We start from the raw sequence: 15,209 nt of genomic DNA on the forward strand, positions 1-15,209 counted from the left end.
AAATTCGCTAAACTGCACCGAAATTTTAAAGGCAAATTTATGAAAATCGCGCTTTTCGGCGGTAGTTTCGACCCGCCTCATCTCGGGCACGACGCCGTCGTTAAGGCCGCACTAGAGCGGCTAGACGCGGATAAGCTCATCATCATGCCGACCTTTATCAGCCCGTTTAAGAGCGAGTTTTCCGCTCCGCCGCTGCTTCGGCTAAAGTGGGCGAACGAGGCTTGGGCCGCGCTACCCAAGGTCTGCGTGAGCGACTACGAGATCGCGCAAAATTGCCCCGTACCGACGATAGAAAGCGTGCGGCATATATGGCAAATTTACGCCGTGAGCGAGCTTTACCTCATCATCGGCGCCGATCATCTAGCAAGCCTGGATAAATGGCACGAGATAGACGAGCTCTTTAAGCTCGCGACCTTCGTCGTAGCTAGCCGCGGCGACGTAGCCGTGCCTGAAAATTTTAAAATTTTAAACATAAACGAGCCCGTTTCGTCCTCGCAAATCAGGCAAAATTTGGACAAAAGCCTGATGATACCGTGCATAGCGGATGAAGCGGCGAAATTTTACCAAGGAAAAACATGCAAGAAAGAATCGAACGAATCATCAAAATCCTAGACGCCAAAAAGGCCGAAGCCATCGAAGCTATCGACATGAGCGGGCGCGAATACATCGCAAAATGCGTCATCATCGCCACCACGATGGGCGAACGCCACGCCTACTCGCTAACGGACGACCTAAAAGAGGGTCTAAAGGACGAGGGCGAGCAGTTTTTAGGCATCGAAAGCTCAGGCGACTGGGTCGTGATCGATCTAGGCGACATCCTTATCCACCTCATGAGCGCGCAGTACCGCGCCAAATACAACATCGAAGAGTTTCTAAGCAAGCTAAAAGAGGCGAAAGCCTAAGCTAAATTTGCTTGCCGCACGGATAGCGTCAAATTTGCCCAAAACGCAAAGCGGACGGCAAATTTGACCGAAGCCACCGCTATAAACTGCTGAGATTTGCCGGATCTTGCAAGCGGCGTGCTTGATTATCCGAGGCAAAAGCCGACGCGCAGGCTTTTACACTTATTTAAATTTGACCGATTTTAGAAAGCTATTTTTAGACGCGATTTTGCCGGGCGACTCCGGGCTAGTAGCGAGCGCAAAGCCCCGCAAATTTAATCCACGGAACAAAAAATGGAACTAAAAATTTACGCTAAATTTTTCCCGTGCTAAAAAACCAAAAATTATCTTGCAAAATTTGACTTTGAGACCGACGATCAAGAAGGAAAGTTTGCGGTCAAATTCGGCTCCCCAAGCCGGTAAAAAGGCGGGAGGCGCGACCTTAAATTTAGCCCAAGAACTTGGCAAAAAGCGGGTGGTAAGCGGGGACGTAAAGCACGAATTAGACGCGTTTAGTAGCAAGGCGACTCGTCTCGCGATCGTCTTAGCGGAGCTAGTAAAAATTTAGCCTTATAGGCTACATACCTTATCTTTGCTAAATTTTTACGCCGCTTCCGCTTGCAGTTGCGACCGCAAGGGAAGCACCTTCCCCTCCCCAAAAAAATCCATCTCGCAATACTTCGCACTATCCACGTAAAATTTAAACCCCAAAATCGAGTCTAAATTGCGAAAACATTTTTAAGCCGTGGCCGTCAAATTTGACGCGTTTTACGGCGCTCTAGCCTTGCAAGGGCGGGCAAAAAGGGCTAAATTTGAACTTTTAATACGCAAAAGCAACCGATTTTTGCGCGCTACGGTCAAGGCAGTTTTAGCGCCGAAATTTAAAAGCCGACTACCGCGAGTTTTTCCTGCTTTTTAGCGATTATTTTATAAATTAAAAGCCTACCTTAAATCTAATTTTTATATAATCGATCAAAGTCAAGATAAAGGATGCTTATGTTTAGAAAAACTTTTGCTTTATTGGTTGCGCTCTTTGCGGTGCATTTGTTTGCGGGCGACGCGTACTCGCACACGAGCGAGTCAGCCAGAAAGGGCATAGCGCAGGCTCAGATCGCGCTTCCAAAAAACGTCACGGGCGGCGATATTTACGTCGGACCTTTTAAAGATGCCCCAAAGACGCAAGCCAAAGCGCCGGTCGTAGTTTTCCTACACGGCTCGTCCGGTATCAACAACAAAATAGGCCTTGACAAATGGCAAGAGTGGCTCGCAAAAGAGGGCATAGCAAGCTTTATGTTTGATAGTATGGCTCTGGAAAACAGGATAACATATAAATCTCCGGCGGATAAGGAAATTTATGAAAAGGTCCATTCGCTACGCTCTAGCGAAATCAAAATTGCCTTGGATGCGCTAAAAAACACGGAGTGGGCGGATACGAGCAAGCTGTTTTTAGCCGGCACCAGCGAAGGCGCAGTGGCTGTAGCCAGATACGATGGCAAGTACTTTTTGGGCAAGATTATAAACTCTTGGTCGTGCGAGGAGAATTACTTTGTAAAAGAGCATAAAACGGCGCTTAACGATACGCCGGTTTTAAATTTAATAAGCGATCAGGATAAATATTTTTCTCAAAAAAATAGCTATCTAGGCAACGAAAACGCCGCCGGAAACTGCGCCGCAACATACGGCGACAAGAAAAATGCGTTAGTTTTACTCTTGCCTAATGCTCCGCACACGCTCATAAATTTGCCCGCCGCGCGCTTTGCAACCGTTTATTTTATCAAAAGCATACTTGAAGGCACGTTTGACGCCGATACGGTCGGCGAGTAACGACTGATAAATTTGTGGCGACGAGGTCTATAAATTTTGTCGCCGCGCTGCTTTTTAGCGCTAAGTCTTTGTTTTAGAGGCTCGTTTTGCGCCTTTATGTTTCATTTTGCCGCCTGTATTTTTGACGTTTGCGTAGTTTTTGTTCGCGCGCTTTTTACCGACTCGTAAATTTGAGCCGTTATACCGTGCGCCGCGAAATTTACCACCGATAAATTTTATCTTCAAAAGCGATCAGTCTAAATTCCTCTTTATGGTTACCGTTGCCGATCGTGTGGCTGTCTTGGCCCGCACCTAGGCGTAGCTTATGCAGCCTGCCGCCGTATGTACCCACAAATAGCACGTCCCCGTCCTCGCTTAACGCCATAGACTTTATCGTACCGCCAAGATAGTGGCGCCAAATTTTACGCCCGTCCTTGCCGACTGCTCTGATGTAGCCGTATGCATCGCCCAGGATGTAAAAATCCTGCGTCGCCACGCCCGCGTATACGCGCATCTCGTCGTCTACTAGCGTAAAATCCCTATCGCGATGTATCTGCGCTCCGAGCTTTAGCGCCGCCCTATCCACGCCGATCGTAACGCCGTTGTAGAAGTGGCAGGAGTTTGCGATGAGCTGCGTATCGTCCGCGCTAAAGAGGCAAAAGTGCGGATAGGAGCTTTGCGCGCCTATGCTGCCCAGTCGCTCGCCTTCGCTATCCATCAGGATGTGGTCGTCGCACTGCTCGCCGGCGACGATGAGCTCATTGTCGCTTGAGAGGGTCGCATTGGCCATATCGATGTAGAGTGCGGCATTGCCGTCATCGTCCTTGCAAAGCTGTCCGTCCTCGTAGATCGGATGGATGAGTTTTGTGCCGCTTTGCGAGATCAAAAAAATTCCGTCGTGGCAGCTCAAAAGCACCTTGCTACCGTCGTTAAAAGGTAAAATTTCAGCTTCATTGTATGTTAGCTCCACGTCGTGGCTAAATTTTGCGATAAACTCGCCGCCGCCCCTGCCGTCGTAGCCTTTTATAAGCTCGACCTCGCCTCTCCTAAGCAGGGCGTAAATTTCGTTTCGCTTTGACTTGCCCACGGCGATGACGTCCTTTGCGATAACGCTAACGCGCTCGCCTTCAAGCAGATACAGCATTTTGTGCCAGCCTTCAGGCTCGCTCTGAGAGACGACAAAAAGGGCATTCTCGCCCCGCAAAGAACAAATTTGATCGACGACCCCCAGCTTGTCTCCTATTTTTTCCTCCTCATCAGCATCGTCCGCTTCGTCCTCGCGCTCCTCAAAGATAACGTTTGAGGGCGGAAAATCGGCTCTAAACTTAGCCGTTTCGCCCCGCTCGTTGGCTTCTTTTAGCAGAGTAAAAACCGCCTCGCCCAGATGCGCGCGCTCATCTACGGGCTCCTCGCCTTTATACGCATCCCAGCCGTGAATCTGGGCAAACGCCACCATATCGTTTACCTCTTTGGCGTATTTCTCGCCCTTTTCGTTCCATTCTTTTTGCCACTCCTTTTTGAGGGCTTCGCGTTCTTGATTTTGCATTGATTTCCTTTGGATTTTGTTTGCCGCGTCTACCGCGCCGCTTGGAGATTTTATCAGGTCGGTTTAAATTTAAGGCTAAATTTGCTACCTTCAAACGCTTTTTTTTGGGGGTAAATTTTACCCAAAAGCGCTCTTTTTGACAAAGCCAATTTAAAAGCGGAAAATTTAAAAAAGCTCGGCAAAAAGGCCTCGTGAATTTGCACAATGAGGCGGTAAATTAAGACGGCAAAATTTAGCGAGTTTAAAAAGCTTAAATTTATACCGCCAAAACGTGCGCTCCCAGCCAAAGCTCATCCACTAAGACTTAAAACTCGCTAAATTTAGAGCGCAAATCAGGATTTAGCCTAGTTTTTGCTAAAGCCTCGGCTACCCGCTTCTGGGCCGCTAGCCGCAAATGCAGCAGCCGCTCTCTCCTCGCCTCCCGCCCGTATCGATCAGGCGGTAACCTAGTCCTAGAGCCGTCTCCAGACCGTTTTTATCTTTTGAGCCGTCAAATTTATCTGCGCTAAGCCAGGTAATCGGTATCAAAATTCTATTATTTAGCGTGGAATATGGATTCATCGCGGCAAGCCTCTCGCCGAGATTTTTCGCGCCGCTTAGATCTACGCCGTCCGTCAAATTTGCCGCATTAGTCTTGCAAGTCTGCTGGGCAAATAAATTTAGCCCCGTAGCAAGCCCTGCCGCACAGGTCGCCGCGCCTTTTATGAAGTCCCTTTTTTTCATGTTCGCTCCGTTTTTTGATTTATCGGTTGCTGCGCCAAATTTACAAACCGCGCGCCGAGCAAACCGTACCGCGCACAAATTTGTTTAAAATCACGGAAATTTAAATTTGAGTTGCGCCAAACGAGGTCCGAAAAAGCCGCACTTGGATTCAAATTTTATCTAAATGTGGCCGAGCAGAAAATTCGAGCTCGCCAAACGGGGCCCAGGGCTAAAAAGTCAAATTCAGATCTCAAACGCGCACGAGCTTGGCTGTCCGCCTTCAAAACCCTTTTTAAACCACGTCATGCGCTGCTTTGACGAGCCGTGCGTAAACGAGTCTGGCGTCACGCGGCCTTGGTATTTTTTCTGTAGCGCATCGTCGCCTATCGCGCTCGCAGCGTTTAGCGCCTCCTCGATGTCACCGTCCTCTAGCACCTTATAGCGCCCCATGTAGTGCGCCCAGACGCCCGCATAGCAGTCGGCCTGCAGCTCGACCTTGACTTGCAGCGCGTTTTGCTCTACAGGGCTTTTCGTGCGCGATTTTAGCTCGTTTACTTTACCGAGCGTTCCTAGCAAATTTTGCACGTGATGTCCGACCTCGTGGGCGATCACATACGCCTGCGCAAAGTCGCCCGCGGCCTTGTATTTGGCCTCTAGCTCGTCAAAAAAGCTAAGATCAAGATAGACTTTTTTATCCGCGGGGCAGTAAAAAGGCCCCATCTGCGAGCTAGCCGTGCCGCACGCACTAGAAACGCCGTCTCTAAAAAGCACCAAGCTAGGCTCTTTGTACTGAGCGCCGCCCGCCTTAAACACCTTGCTCCACACGTCCTCGGTCTGCGCCAGTACCGCAGAGACGAAGGCGACCTTTTCCTTCTCCTGCGGGCTATCTAGCGCCGCCCTTTGAGTGCCCGCGCCGCCGCCCTCAAGCAGCGCAAGTGGGTTAAAGCCCATAAAATACGCGACCGCGCCAATAACTAGCACCACGCGGCCGATGTTTGAGCCCAGTAAAAATCTGATAATCGGTATGAGCGCGCCCAGCGAGCCCATGCTGTTTACGCTGTTTTGCCGCCTATCCTCGACGTTGTCGCTTCGTCTGCTGTCTTGCCATTTCATTTTTACTCTTTCATTTTGGATTTTGCGTTTAAATTTAGCCGCAGGTTTGCGCTATTTTTTTGCCGCTTGCCGCTAAATTTTACGGCGCATTTTAGCGACTATTTATAAATTTATCGCTTTACTCCGCGGACTAGTTTAAATTTGACGATGAACTTGAGTTAAACAAAGTAAAAACGGCGCGATATAAAAAGAAGGTAGCGCTAGTTAATTTTGAAGTCTTAAATTTAAAATCCCGCCTTAAATCCGTTCAAAATTTTCACCAGTAAGATACCAAAAACTATACCGATGCCGTCTGCAACGATATCTAACAGGCTAAAATAGCGGCCCGGTACAAACGACTGCGCTGCTTCTATCTGGATGCCGTAAGCTAGCAAAATAGCAACCTTTGCGCCCAAATTTAACCTAGAAAAGCCAAAATGCAAAGTAACGTAAAGCGCGGCGAAAGCGATGAAATGATTTGCCTTATCCCAGCTGTTTTCGATGAGTTTTATCTGCGCGGGCGTGAGGGCGAGATACTCTATGGCTATCAAAAATATAAAGAAAAATGCGGCGGAAATTTTAGAAATATTCATGGATTTTAAGTGGTTGTTTTTAAACGAGAAGCGCCGCTTAGCGCTTCTAAATTTACTAATTTTTTCTACATCTTATCTTTTGCGGCGATACCCATTAGCCCCAGAGCCGTTTTTATCGAGAGCGCGACGACGGCGAAAAGCTTTAAAAGCTCGTATTCGTTCTCGCTGCCTACGACGCGATTTTCGTTGTAAAATTTGTGAAAATTCGCAGCCAGGCTCTTTAGATAGTCGCAAATTTTATTTACAGCGCGCGTATTAAAGCTATCGACTAAAACATCGTTTAGCGTAAGCGCTTCAAATAGCAAATTTTTGCCGTCCTCGTTCAAATTTGCAAATTTCACGCCCGCAACATCGGCGACGTTTTTGCCAGCTTTTGCAAAAATTTGATTAATCCTTGCGTGCGCGTAGTTGATGTAAAATACCGGATTTGAGCTATCCTCGCGCTTTAGCTCGTCCACGTCAAACTCCAGGTGCGTGTCGCAGCGCTTGCTAAGAAACATAAATCTAAGCGCCTCATAGCCGATCTCCTCGACCACGTCGCTCATCAGCACGACGTTGCCCGCGCGCTTGCTCATCTTGTAGGCTTCGCCGTCTTTTAGCAGGCTCACCATCTGCGAAAGTATGATTTCAAGGCGATTTTCGTCGTATCCAAGCAGATGCAGTGCGGCCTTCATGCGCGCGATATAGCCGTGGTGATCGGCGCCCCAGATGTTGATACAGCGATCAAATCCGCGCCTAAATTTATCGTCGTGATAAACCACGTCGCCGGCCAGATAGGTGCCGCGGCCGTCTTCACGCACGATAACGCGGTCTTTTTCATCGCCCACTTCGCTTGATTTTAGCCAGATTTTACCCTCGCTCTCGTAGATGCCGTTCTCGCTTTTTAGGCGATCTAGCGTGAGAGGGAGCTTGTCATAGTAGCTCTTTTCGCTAGCCCAGTTCTCGATGAAAATTTGCGCGTCGGCCAAATTTTGCTTGATCAAAACAAGCACCTTATCCTTGCCAAACTCGGCTAGCTCGAGATTTCGACTCTCGTCGTAAAATATCTCTTTGCCAAATTTTTCAAGCGCTTCTTTTGCGATAGGCTCGATGTAGTCGCCGCGGTAAAATTTCTCCGGATACGCCACGCTCTCGCCGAACAGATTTTCGCGCGCCCAAAGCGAAATGGACGTGCCTAGAAGCTCGATTTGATTACCTGCGTCGTTGATATAGTATTCAGTCGCGATATTTTCGCCGATGTGAAGTCCGACGCGAGCTAGCGTATCGCCGAAAACCGCGCCCCTAACGTGCCCGATGTGAAGCGGACCGGTCGGGTTTGCGCTGACGTATTCGAGCAAAATTTTCTCGCCGCTAGTTGCGCCGCCTTTTGCGAATTCGCTCGGATTTGCAAGGCTAGCCGAGGCGAATTTATCTAAAAAGCCCGGCTTTAGTTTAAAATTTATATATCCGTTTAGCGCCGTAGCCTCAAAAACTTCGCTATTTTCAAATTTAGATGCTAGCTCGGCGGCGATGGCTACTGGGGATTTTTTGAGCTGTTTTGCTAAGCTAAAAGTAGGCATCGCGTAGTGTGCCAAGCTCTTATCTTTTGGCTTTTCTAGCGCAAAGTCAAAGCTTGCGGCGCCTTTTATCTCGTTTATTACGCTTTTTTTCAACGCCTTTCCTTACGCGTTTTTAGCCGTATCTTCGGTCTTTGCGGCAGTTGCGGTTTCTTCTTTTTTCTCTTCTACTTTTTCTACGTTCTCGGCTTTTTTATCGTCTTCCATTTCCGATTTGAAGCTCTTTATTCCCTTACCTAGGCCTTTTGCGAGCTCGGGGATCTTTTTCGCTCCAAAAAGCAAGACCACGATAAGTAAAATAATAAGCAATTGTTGGACGCTTGGACCCATTTTTTCTCCTTTGATTTTCGTGATATTATCATAAATTTATCAATTATTCCAGTTTTTAATAATCTCTTCGACGTTTAAGCTTAACGTCCTTAAGCGCATCGAGCGTAAAACCCCGCGCAAATTTTCGTAGCAGCTTTGCAAGTCGTCGTTTACTAAAAAATAATCATACTCCAAAATATGCTCCATCTCGCCGACCGCGTTTTCTAGGCGTTTTTGGATAGTTTGAGCAGAGTCTGTACCGCGGTTTGAGAGCCTAAAATTTAGCTCGCTTTTGTTTGCCGTAGTGATAAAAACGGAAGTGATTAGCCCGCCGAGCTTTGATTTTGCGATATTAAATCCTTGCACGTCGATATCAAAAATAGCTATTTTACCGGCATCTAACGCCCTTAAAACCGGCTTTAGCGAAGTGCCGTAGTAGTTATTATGCACGCATGCCCATTCTAAAAACTCGCCCTCGTCGATGCCCTTTTTAAACTCTTTTTCATCCGTAAAATAGTAATTAACGCCGTGCGCTTCGCCCTGTCTAGGCGCTCTAGTCGTAGTCGAGATAGAAAAATATAAATCCTTCTCCTCTTTTAAAAGGCGGCTTAGAAGCGTACTCTTACCGCTGCCGCTTGGGCCTGAGACGATTAAAATTTGCCCTTTCAACTACTTTTCCTCAAAGCTAATGCTGATTTTAATATTGAGGTTTTTTAGGGCTTCTCGTAGCTCGCCGTTTTGTAAGGAAGCTTCCAAATTTTTAGTTACCGCATCTGAAATTTGAGCCTTTATTTCGTCTATTTTTACGCTTTTATCTTGCGGCTCCGCTACTTCGCTTACGTCATATCCGCTCTCGTTTAACGCTAAAGCCATATCTTTTTCGCTAATCTGTTCGATTTGGCTGTATTTCTCTACATCAAATTCGACGGCACCGGCAGACTCGTTTTGAGCCTCTTTGTCTTCATTTGGTCCGGCTTGATCGCCAGACGTTAGCGCTTGCGCTTGTTCGTCCGCCGCAAAATCCTCGCCCGTAACCTCGTCGTCTAGGACTTCTTGCGTTAAATTTTCATCATTTTTAGGCTCTTCGTTTTTTACGTCAAGCGCTTCGCCGTCCGTATCATCGACCAAAAAGTCCGCATCGTCTAAAATCTCGTCTTTTATCTCTTGCTCTTTGTTTTCTTCAAATTTTATCTCATCGTCCGTAGCGGCGTCTTTTGGATACTCTTGCGCCGCTTCGTCGCTTATAGATATTTGCGACTCTTTATCGTCCTCTGACGCAAGCTCTACGCTTGATTCCTTAGAGTTTTCAAAACCGGTATCGTTAGGCTTGGCGTCTAGTTCTACAAATCTCTCGTCCGCATCCTCGGCGTCTTTAGCCTCCGGCTCGTCGCTAGTAGCCTCAAATACCTCTTCGTCCATAGCATCTATCTCATCGATCTGGTTCTTTATATCTTCTATGCTGTCGCCAAATGCCTCAAATTTAGCCTCTTGAGACTCGTTTTGCTCGGCTATTTCGCCCACAGACTCGTCATCCAAATCAAGCCCGTTAAAATCCTCTTCTTTTACGGCTATTTCAAAATCATCGAGTTCGCCTAGCGCTTCTTGCTCGTTTGTATCTTCAAATTTATCGTTATCAGCCTCCGATTCGTCAAAATTTGGCTCATCCGCCTTACTCTCAGGCTCTTGGCTCGCATCGTCCGTAGGTTTAACCGTCTCGCCGGGCTCCTCAAAACCGGTAACTTCGTCGCCGGATAAAACCGGATCGTCGTCCAAAATACCCTCTAAATCAAACTCATCGGCATCGATAGGAGCAGGCTCTTCTTTAAATATTTCATCGCCCAAATCATCCATAAACTCAAATCCCTTTACCGACACTTCATCGTCTTGAGCCTCGGCCTTAGCCTCGCTAGCGGCCTCTTTGCTCTTGTTAGCCAGATCTTCGACGATAGCGATAAATTCAGTAGGCAAAAACGGCTTTGGCAGTATCCTATCGGCGCCTTCGAAAGTCGGGGCGTTTTTGGAAGAAAGATATAAAATTTTGTTTGCAAATTGTTTTAGGTTCGTATCCTTAGCGTCCGAGTCGCTATCTACGATAAGCACGTCGCAAGGACCGTCAAGCTCGCCGGCGTTGCCGATCTGAGCGTATTCAAGACCGATTTTATCAAGCGCTAAGGTAGCAAGGCGCGATACGGCCGGATTTTCGTTTATGATGACGATTTTCACGAAGTCTCCTTTTATAAACCTAAAAAGCATATTTTAAGATATTTTCCATTACTTCAAGCTTAGTTTTAGAAAAATAGCGACGGAAGGTCGTTGATAACGCGAAGCACGAGCTGCCTAAAAAGCTCCATCATACCCGCTAGTATCGCGATCAACACGGCAAAGCCGATCGTGATCTTGATCGGATAGCCCACGACTAGCAGGTTAAACTGCGGCATCGTCTTCATGAGCATTCCAAAAATCAGATCAGAAAGCAGCGAAAGCGCCAAAATCGGGAAGGAAATGATAAACCCGAAAGTAAATAAATTTATCATGGACTTTGAGGCGTACTGCACGATATCGGGACTCGGATAAAAGCCGCCCAGCGGAATGTGCGTAAGAGAATTTGAGATAAAAAGCAAGATCAAATGATGCCCGTCAAAGGCCAAAAAAGTCATGAGCGCGAGGAAATTTATGATATTTGAGATCACGGGCGAGCTGATACCCGTCTGCGGATCTAGCACCGTAGCCATCGAAAAACCCATGATCATCGATATCTGCTCGCCTGCTAGCTGCAAACTGGCAAAAACGATGTGAAGCAGCAGTCCCGCGCAAACTCCCAGCGCCGCCTCGCTCACGATCTCCACGGCTAGATAGTAAATTTCGCCGCTTTTAATGCTAGCAAGCGGAAACAAAAATAGCGTGAGCAAAAACGAAAACGCGGTCTTGACGCTCATAGGTATCTGCTCGTGCCCGTAAAACGGGAAAAACAACATCAGCCCGCCGATACGCGCAAAAAGTAGCATAAAGGTAATGACTCGCTCGGGCGCGAAAAACTCGACTAGTTCCACCTGACTCTTTCGTTTTTGATTTAAATTTTCGCATTCGGCTTGGTTTTCATTTAAATAAATTTAGCTCGCGCTTCTAAAACCTAGCGCGGCTAACCAACCGATTTTCGTACTAAATTTAGCTATTTTAGTAGAATTTACTTTTATTCGGGGTTAAATTTAGCTTGGTTATCGTAAAAATAATTCACAAATTTATCGCCAAATTTAGCCTTATTTTTTAGTTTTTACGGTACGTCGTTAATGCCTGATTTACGTTCCCTTTAGCTTACGACTATTTTGTCAAATCTCGCAGCCATGCGTCTATGCGCGGTATTTGCTACTAAATAGACAGCTTGATTCCAAGCTTTGATTATGTAACCGCGCAAGGCAAAATTCGGCGACGAAAACGGCGTAAAATTATGATTTTATATTATAAAAATCTACGCGTATTTACGGTTAGACGCGCCGCTATTTTAGCCTCCAGGGTCAAAGCGGTTTTGCGTTTTACTAAATTTAGGACTTAAACTCATCAAAGATGCTACGCGGATAAAACATGGATTTAAGGTGCGTTTAGCGTTAGCAAAATGATCTATTTTTAAAACCCAGACGCTACTACTAGGCTAAATTTGACGGCCGAGTTTACCGCAAAAATAAAATAAACAAGCTAAGACATAGCCGGCCTTTTCATTAAATTTAAGCGGTTAAAGCTGCGCGCAAAAGCCGAGGCTGTTCCTGCCGAAGTTACCGCAAATATAGCGCCGCAATCGCCGCGATTTAATCAAATAAAATAAAAGATAAATTTAAGCCAAAATTTTACTAAACAATCAAGCTATCTAATCTGCCTGGCAATATCGCCAAAGGCTAAATTTAGCAAAATAGCATACAGACTATTTGACAGAAATATCAAAAAATTAAGCAAATTAATGCGAAGTTAAAGAAAGCTTTTTGTCCTCGAGGCGGTAAACCTCGTCGCATCTTCGCGCAAGCTCGTTGTCGTGAGTGACCAAAACCAGCGCCGCATCGTTTGCTTTGATATAATTAAATAGCGTTTGCATCACTTCATTTGCAGTCTGTTTGTCCAGATTTCCCGTCGGCTCGTCGGCAAATATCACGCGTGGCTTTTTACAAAGCACTCTAGCGATTGAGACGCGTTGCTGCTGCCCGCCGCTTAGCTCGCCTACTTTTTGATTTATCACGCCGTCTATCTTTAAATTTGCCAAAATTTCATCGTCGATTTTTTGCGCGGATAAAACTGAGGCTAACTCGATATTTTCGTGCGCGCTAAAGCCTTTAAAAAGATAGTGCGCCTGAAAAATGATACCGAAATCAAATCTGCGGATACGCAAAAGCTCGTTTGCAGATAGATCGTAAAGCGACTTATCGCCGTAGATAACTTCGCCGTTTTTGGGTCGCAAAAGCGTAGAAAGTATATGGAGTATGGTTGATTTGCCGCAGCCGCTGACGCCCGTTATGGCGCAACTGCCGCCGGCATTTACGCTTAAATTTACATCCTCAAAGAGCGTATAATCATACGCAAAGCCTAGATTTACGCCCTTTAAGATTTCCATTAAATTTTAGCCTATTTGCGCCGCAACCTCGGCCGCAAAGTCCTCGTTTTTCTTCTCTAGGCCTTCGCCAAGCTCGAAGCGAACGTATTTTACTACCTCGATCTTACCGCCTAGCTCTTTGCCTTTTTCTTCAACGACCTGCTCGATAGTTTTTTTATCGTCCATTACGTAAAACTGTCCAAGTAGCGTAAGGCGCTGATCTAAAACGGTGTTGTCCGCGTAAAATCTCTCGATCTTACCAGGGATGATCTTATCCCAAATTTTCTCAGGTTTGCCCTCGGCTTTTAGCTCTTCTTCGATCGCTTTTGTAGCTTTTGCAAGCTCGGCATCGCCTATCTGGCAGCGGCTAGCATACTCAGGGATGTGATGGAGCGGCTTGCCTAGGCGTTTTAGCTCTTCGTTATCTTTTTCAAGCTCGGCGCGAAGCGCGATAAATTCCTTCTCGACAAACTCTTTGTCAAGGTCTTTGTAGCTTATAACGCTTGGCTTCATAGCAGCTGCGTGCATGCATAAATTTCTTGCAAATTCAGCCGCTTTGTTTGCGATTTCTGCGCTTTCGCAAGCTAGGCCGATTAGCACGCCTACGCGGCCGTTTGAGTGCACGTAGCCGTTTACTACGCCTTTATCGTCCGCTTTTATAGTCTCAAAGCGGCGAACGACCAAATTTTCGCCGATAGTAGCGATCTGGCTTTTGAAATAATCCTCAAATTTAACGCCGTTAATTACGCTTGCGTTTAGACTCTCGACGTCTTTTATCAAATTTGTTTGGATGTGCGCCGTAGTGTCTTTTGTCAAATTTTGAAACTGAGCGTTTTTAGCGACGAAGTCGGTCTCAGAGTTTATCTCGCTGATAGTTGCGGTTTTGCAGTGGTCGCAAACAACAACGCTCACAAGACCCTCGCTAGCTAGGCGGTCGGCCTTTTTAGCGGCTTGACCTAGACCCTTTTCACGCAGGATATCAACGGCTTTTTCCATATCGCCGTTAGCTTCGGCTAGCGCCTTTTTGCAGTCCATCATTCCGGCTCCGGTTGATTCGCGGAGCTCTTTTACCATTTGTGCGCTGATTTCCATTACTCTTCATCCTCGCTGAAGTCCTCGGAGAAGTCTTCGTTTACAGCCTCGTTTACGACTGCGTCTTTTTCGGCTTGGCTTACGGCTTCTTTGCCTTCTTCTAGCTCGCCGCCGTCTTTTTCAAGCTGAGAGCGTCCCTCGATGATAGCCTCAGCCATCTCTTGGCAGAAAAGCTGAACCGAGCGGATCGCGTCGTCGTTGCCAGGGATCGGGAAGTCGATAACGTCAGGATCGCAGTTTGTATCAATCGGAGCTACGACAGGGATTTTTAGGCGGTTAGCCTCTTGTACGGCGATTTTTTCTTTTACCGTATCGATGACGAAAATCATATCAGGCACGGTTTTTAGGTTTCTGATACCGCCTAGAGACGCTAGAAGTTTCTCTTTTTTGCGGCGAAGCATTAGAGCTTCTTTTTTAGTTAGTAAATTTATAGAGCCGTCCTCCTCCATAGCCTCGATTACTTCGAGCTTGCGGATAGATTGGCGGATAGTGCCGAAGTTTGTCATCATGCCGCCTAGCCAGCGGTGATTTACGTACGGCATGCCGCATTTTTCAGCATACTCTTTTAGAGTTGCGCCGGCTTGCTTTTTAGTACCTACGAAAAGTATAGTCTTGCCCTCTGCTGCCGCGTCGCGAACGACGTTATAAGTGTAGCGGAAATAGCGGATAGTTTTTTGTAGATCTATGATATAGATACCTTTTCTCTCGCCGAAAATGAATTTTTTCATCTTCGGATTCCATCTGCGCGTTTGGTGTCCGAAATGAACGCCGCACTCTAGCAAATCTCTCATTGTTACCATGAGTTTTCTCCTTGTGGGTTTCCCCGAAATTTAGGTTTCTCCTCCACACCCATTAACATTTGCTTTTGACAAACGCAACCAAATTTTAGGACTGGTGTGTGTGAATTGGAGCTTGGATTATATTTAAAAATAGCTAAATTAAAGCTAAATCTAAGCGGCAAAAGCCATAAATACTAGCTTAGATGGGCGATTAATTAAATTATATGCTTTTTTTGATATAATCGCACGTATTCTTAAAAGGTTTTTAAACCGTAACGCACGC

16 protein-coding genes are annotated in these 15,209 nt (G+C 46.6%); 3 read left to right on the forward strand and 13 right to left on the reverse strand.

The genetic code is table 11. The annotated features are described in order from the left end of the window. The first annotated feature begins 39 nt into the window (after positions 1-39). The 3 genes from nadD to Q0218_RS03635 all read left to right on the forward strand — a co-directional run bounded on the left by nadD (position 40) and on the right by Q0218_RS03635 (position 2,705). Positions 40-612, forward strand: coding sequence for a nicotinate (nicotinamide) nucleotide adenylyltransferase (nadD, locus tag Q0218_RS03625; RefSeq protein ID WP_297966292.1), 573 nt, complete (start codon positions 40-42; stop codon positions 610-612). Continuing rightward, a complete protein-coding gene (gene rsfS / locus Q0218_RS03630; protein WP_009492759.1) occupies positions 576-902 on the forward strand; it encodes a ribosome silencing factor in 327 nt (108 codons plus the stop codon). The genes nadD and rsfS overlap by 37 nt, the downstream gene beginning before the upstream one ends. 975 nt (positions 903-1,877) lie before the next feature. Next, positions 1,878-2,705: an alpha/beta hydrolase gene (locus Q0218_RS03635; RefSeq protein ID WP_297966293.1), complete on the forward strand. Its 828-nt coding sequence runs from the start codon at positions 1,878-1,880 to the stop codon at positions 2,703-2,705. Between the two features lie 60 nt (positions 2,706-2,765). Here Q0218_RS03635 and Q0218_RS03640 read toward each other — a convergent pair whose 3' ends face one another. The 13 genes from Q0218_RS03640 to rpsB form a co-directional block, all read right to left on the reverse strand. After that, positions 2,766-2,930, reverse strand: coding sequence for a hypothetical protein (locus Q0218_RS03640; protein ID WP_297966294.1), 165 nt, complete (start codon positions 2,928-2,930; stop codon positions 2,766-2,768). Continuing rightward, the gene (locus Q0218_RS03645; RefSeq protein ID WP_297966295.1) at positions 2,905-4,230 is read right to left on the reverse strand and encodes a WD40 repeat domain-containing protein; all 1,326 of its coding nucleotides are present in this window, start codon (positions 4,228-4,230) and stop codon (positions 2,905-2,907) included. The genes Q0218_RS03640 and Q0218_RS03645 overlap by 26 nt, the downstream gene beginning before the upstream one ends. 384 nt (positions 4,231-4,614) lie before the next feature. Further along, positions 4,615-4,953 carry a hypothetical protein gene (locus Q0218_RS03650; protein WP_297966296.1) on the reverse strand — a complete coding sequence of 113 codons (339 nt, stop codon included), beginning with the start codon at positions 4,951-4,953 and terminating at the stop codon, positions 4,615-4,617. Positions 4,954-5,175: 222 nt separating this feature from the next. After that, on the reverse strand, positions 5,176-6,045 hold the full coding sequence (locus tag Q0218_RS03655) for a neutral zinc metallopeptidase (RefSeq protein WP_297966298.1): 870 nt from the start codon (positions 6,043-6,045) through the stop codon (positions 5,176-5,178). Positions 6,046-6,269: 224 nt separating this feature from the next. Then, entirely contained in the window at positions 6,270-6,617 is a 348-nt protein-coding gene (locus Q0218_RS03660; RefSeq protein WP_297966299.1) for a VanZ family protein, read from the reverse strand. A gap of 65 nt (positions 6,618-6,682) precedes the next feature. Beyond that, positions 6,683-8,269, reverse strand: coding sequence for an arginine--tRNA ligase (gene argS / locus Q0218_RS03665; RefSeq protein WP_297966301.1), 1,587 nt, complete (start codon positions 8,267-8,269; stop codon positions 6,683-6,685). 9 nt (positions 8,270-8,278) lie between these two features. Continuing rightward, positions 8,279-8,503, reverse strand: coding sequence for a twin-arginine translocase TatA/TatE family subunit (locus Q0218_RS03670; protein WP_002952710.1), 225 nt, complete (start codon positions 8,501-8,503; stop codon positions 8,279-8,281). Positions 8,504-8,542: 39 nt separating this feature from the next. Next, positions 8,543-9,151: a guanylate kinase gene (gene gmk, locus Q0218_RS03675; protein WP_295145322.1), complete on the reverse strand. Its 609-nt coding sequence runs from the start codon at positions 9,149-9,151 to the stop codon at positions 8,543-8,545. Beyond that, the gene (locus Q0218_RS03680) at positions 9,152-10,705 is read right to left on the reverse strand and encodes a saccharopine dehydrogenase (RefSeq protein WP_297966302.1); all 1,554 of its coding nucleotides are present in this window, start codon (positions 10,703-10,705) and stop codon (positions 9,152-9,154) included. Positions 10,706-10,770: 65 nt separating this feature from the next. Beyond that, a complete protein-coding gene (gene fliR / locus Q0218_RS03685; protein ID WP_297966304.1) occupies positions 10,771-11,532 on the reverse strand; it encodes a flagellar biosynthetic protein FliR in 762 nt (253 codons plus the stop codon). Between the two features lie 896 nt (positions 11,533-12,428). After that, positions 12,429-13,076: an ABC transporter ATP-binding protein gene (locus Q0218_RS03690; protein ID WP_297966305.1), complete on the reverse strand. Its 648-nt coding sequence runs from the start codon at positions 13,074-13,076 to the stop codon at positions 12,429-12,431. Between the two features lie 6 nt (positions 13,077-13,082). Beyond that, positions 13,083-14,147 (reverse strand): translation elongation factor Ts, encoded by a 1,065-nt coding sequence (gene tsf / locus Q0218_RS03695; protein ID WP_297966307.1) that lies wholly within the window; start codon positions 14,145-14,147, stop codon positions 13,083-13,085. Beyond that, positions 14,147-14,947, reverse strand: a complete 801-nt coding sequence (gene rpsB / locus Q0218_RS03700; RefSeq protein ID WP_122861894.1) for a 30S ribosomal protein S2 — start codon at positions 14,945-14,947, stop codon at positions 14,147-14,149. Before rpsB ends, tsf begins: the two co-directional genes overlap by 1 nt. Positions 14,948-15,209 lie beyond the last annotated feature (262 nt).

It is taken from the genome of uncultured Campylobacter sp., from assembly GCF_938039245.1.
In the GTDB taxonomy this organism is placed as follows: domain Bacteria; phylum Campylobacterota; class Campylobacteria; order Campylobacterales; family Campylobacteraceae; genus Campylobacter_A.

Coding starts and splice junctions, on each gene's coding strand:
- rpsB (WP_122861894.1), bottom strand. CDS start 14,947: ATGGTAACAATGAGAGATTTGCTAGAGTGCGGCGTTCATTTCGGACAC.
- Q0218_RS03645 (WP_297966295.1), bottom strand. CDS start 4,230: ATGCAAAATCAAGAACGCGAAGCCCTCAAAAAGGAGTGGCAAAAAGAA.
- Q0218_RS03670 (WP_002952710.1), bottom strand. CDS start 8,503: ATGGGTCCAAGCGTCCAACAATTGCTTATTATTTTACTTATCGTGGTC.
- Q0218_RS03650 (WP_297966296.1), bottom strand. CDS start 4,953: ATGAAAAAAAGGGACTTCATAAAAGGCGCGGCGACCTGTGCGGCAGGG.
- Q0218_RS03635 (WP_297966293.1), top strand. CDS start 1,878: ATGTTTAGAAAAACTTTTGCTTTATTGGTTGCGCTCTTTGCGGTGCAT.
- Q0218_RS03690 (WP_297966305.1), bottom strand. CDS start 13,076: ATGGAAATCTTAAAGGGCGTAAATCTAGGCTTTGCGTATGATTATACG.
- Q0218_RS03655 (WP_297966298.1), bottom strand. CDS start 6,045: ATGAAATGGCAAGACAGCAGACGAAGCGACAACGTCGAGGATAGGCGG.
- Q0218_RS03660 (WP_297966299.1), bottom strand. CDS start 6,617: ATGAATATTTCTAAAATTTCCGCCGCATTTTTCTTTATATTTTTGATA.
- rsfS (WP_009492759.1), top strand. CDS start 576: ATGCAAGAAAGAATCGAACGAATCATCAAAATCCTAGACGCCAAAAAG.
- tsf (WP_297966307.1), bottom strand. CDS start 14,147: ATGGAAATCAGCGCACAAATGGTAAAAGAGCTCCGCGAATCAACCGGA.
- nadD (WP_297966292.1), top strand. CDS start 40: ATGAAAATCGCGCTTTTCGGCGGTAGTTTCGACCCGCCTCATCTCGGG.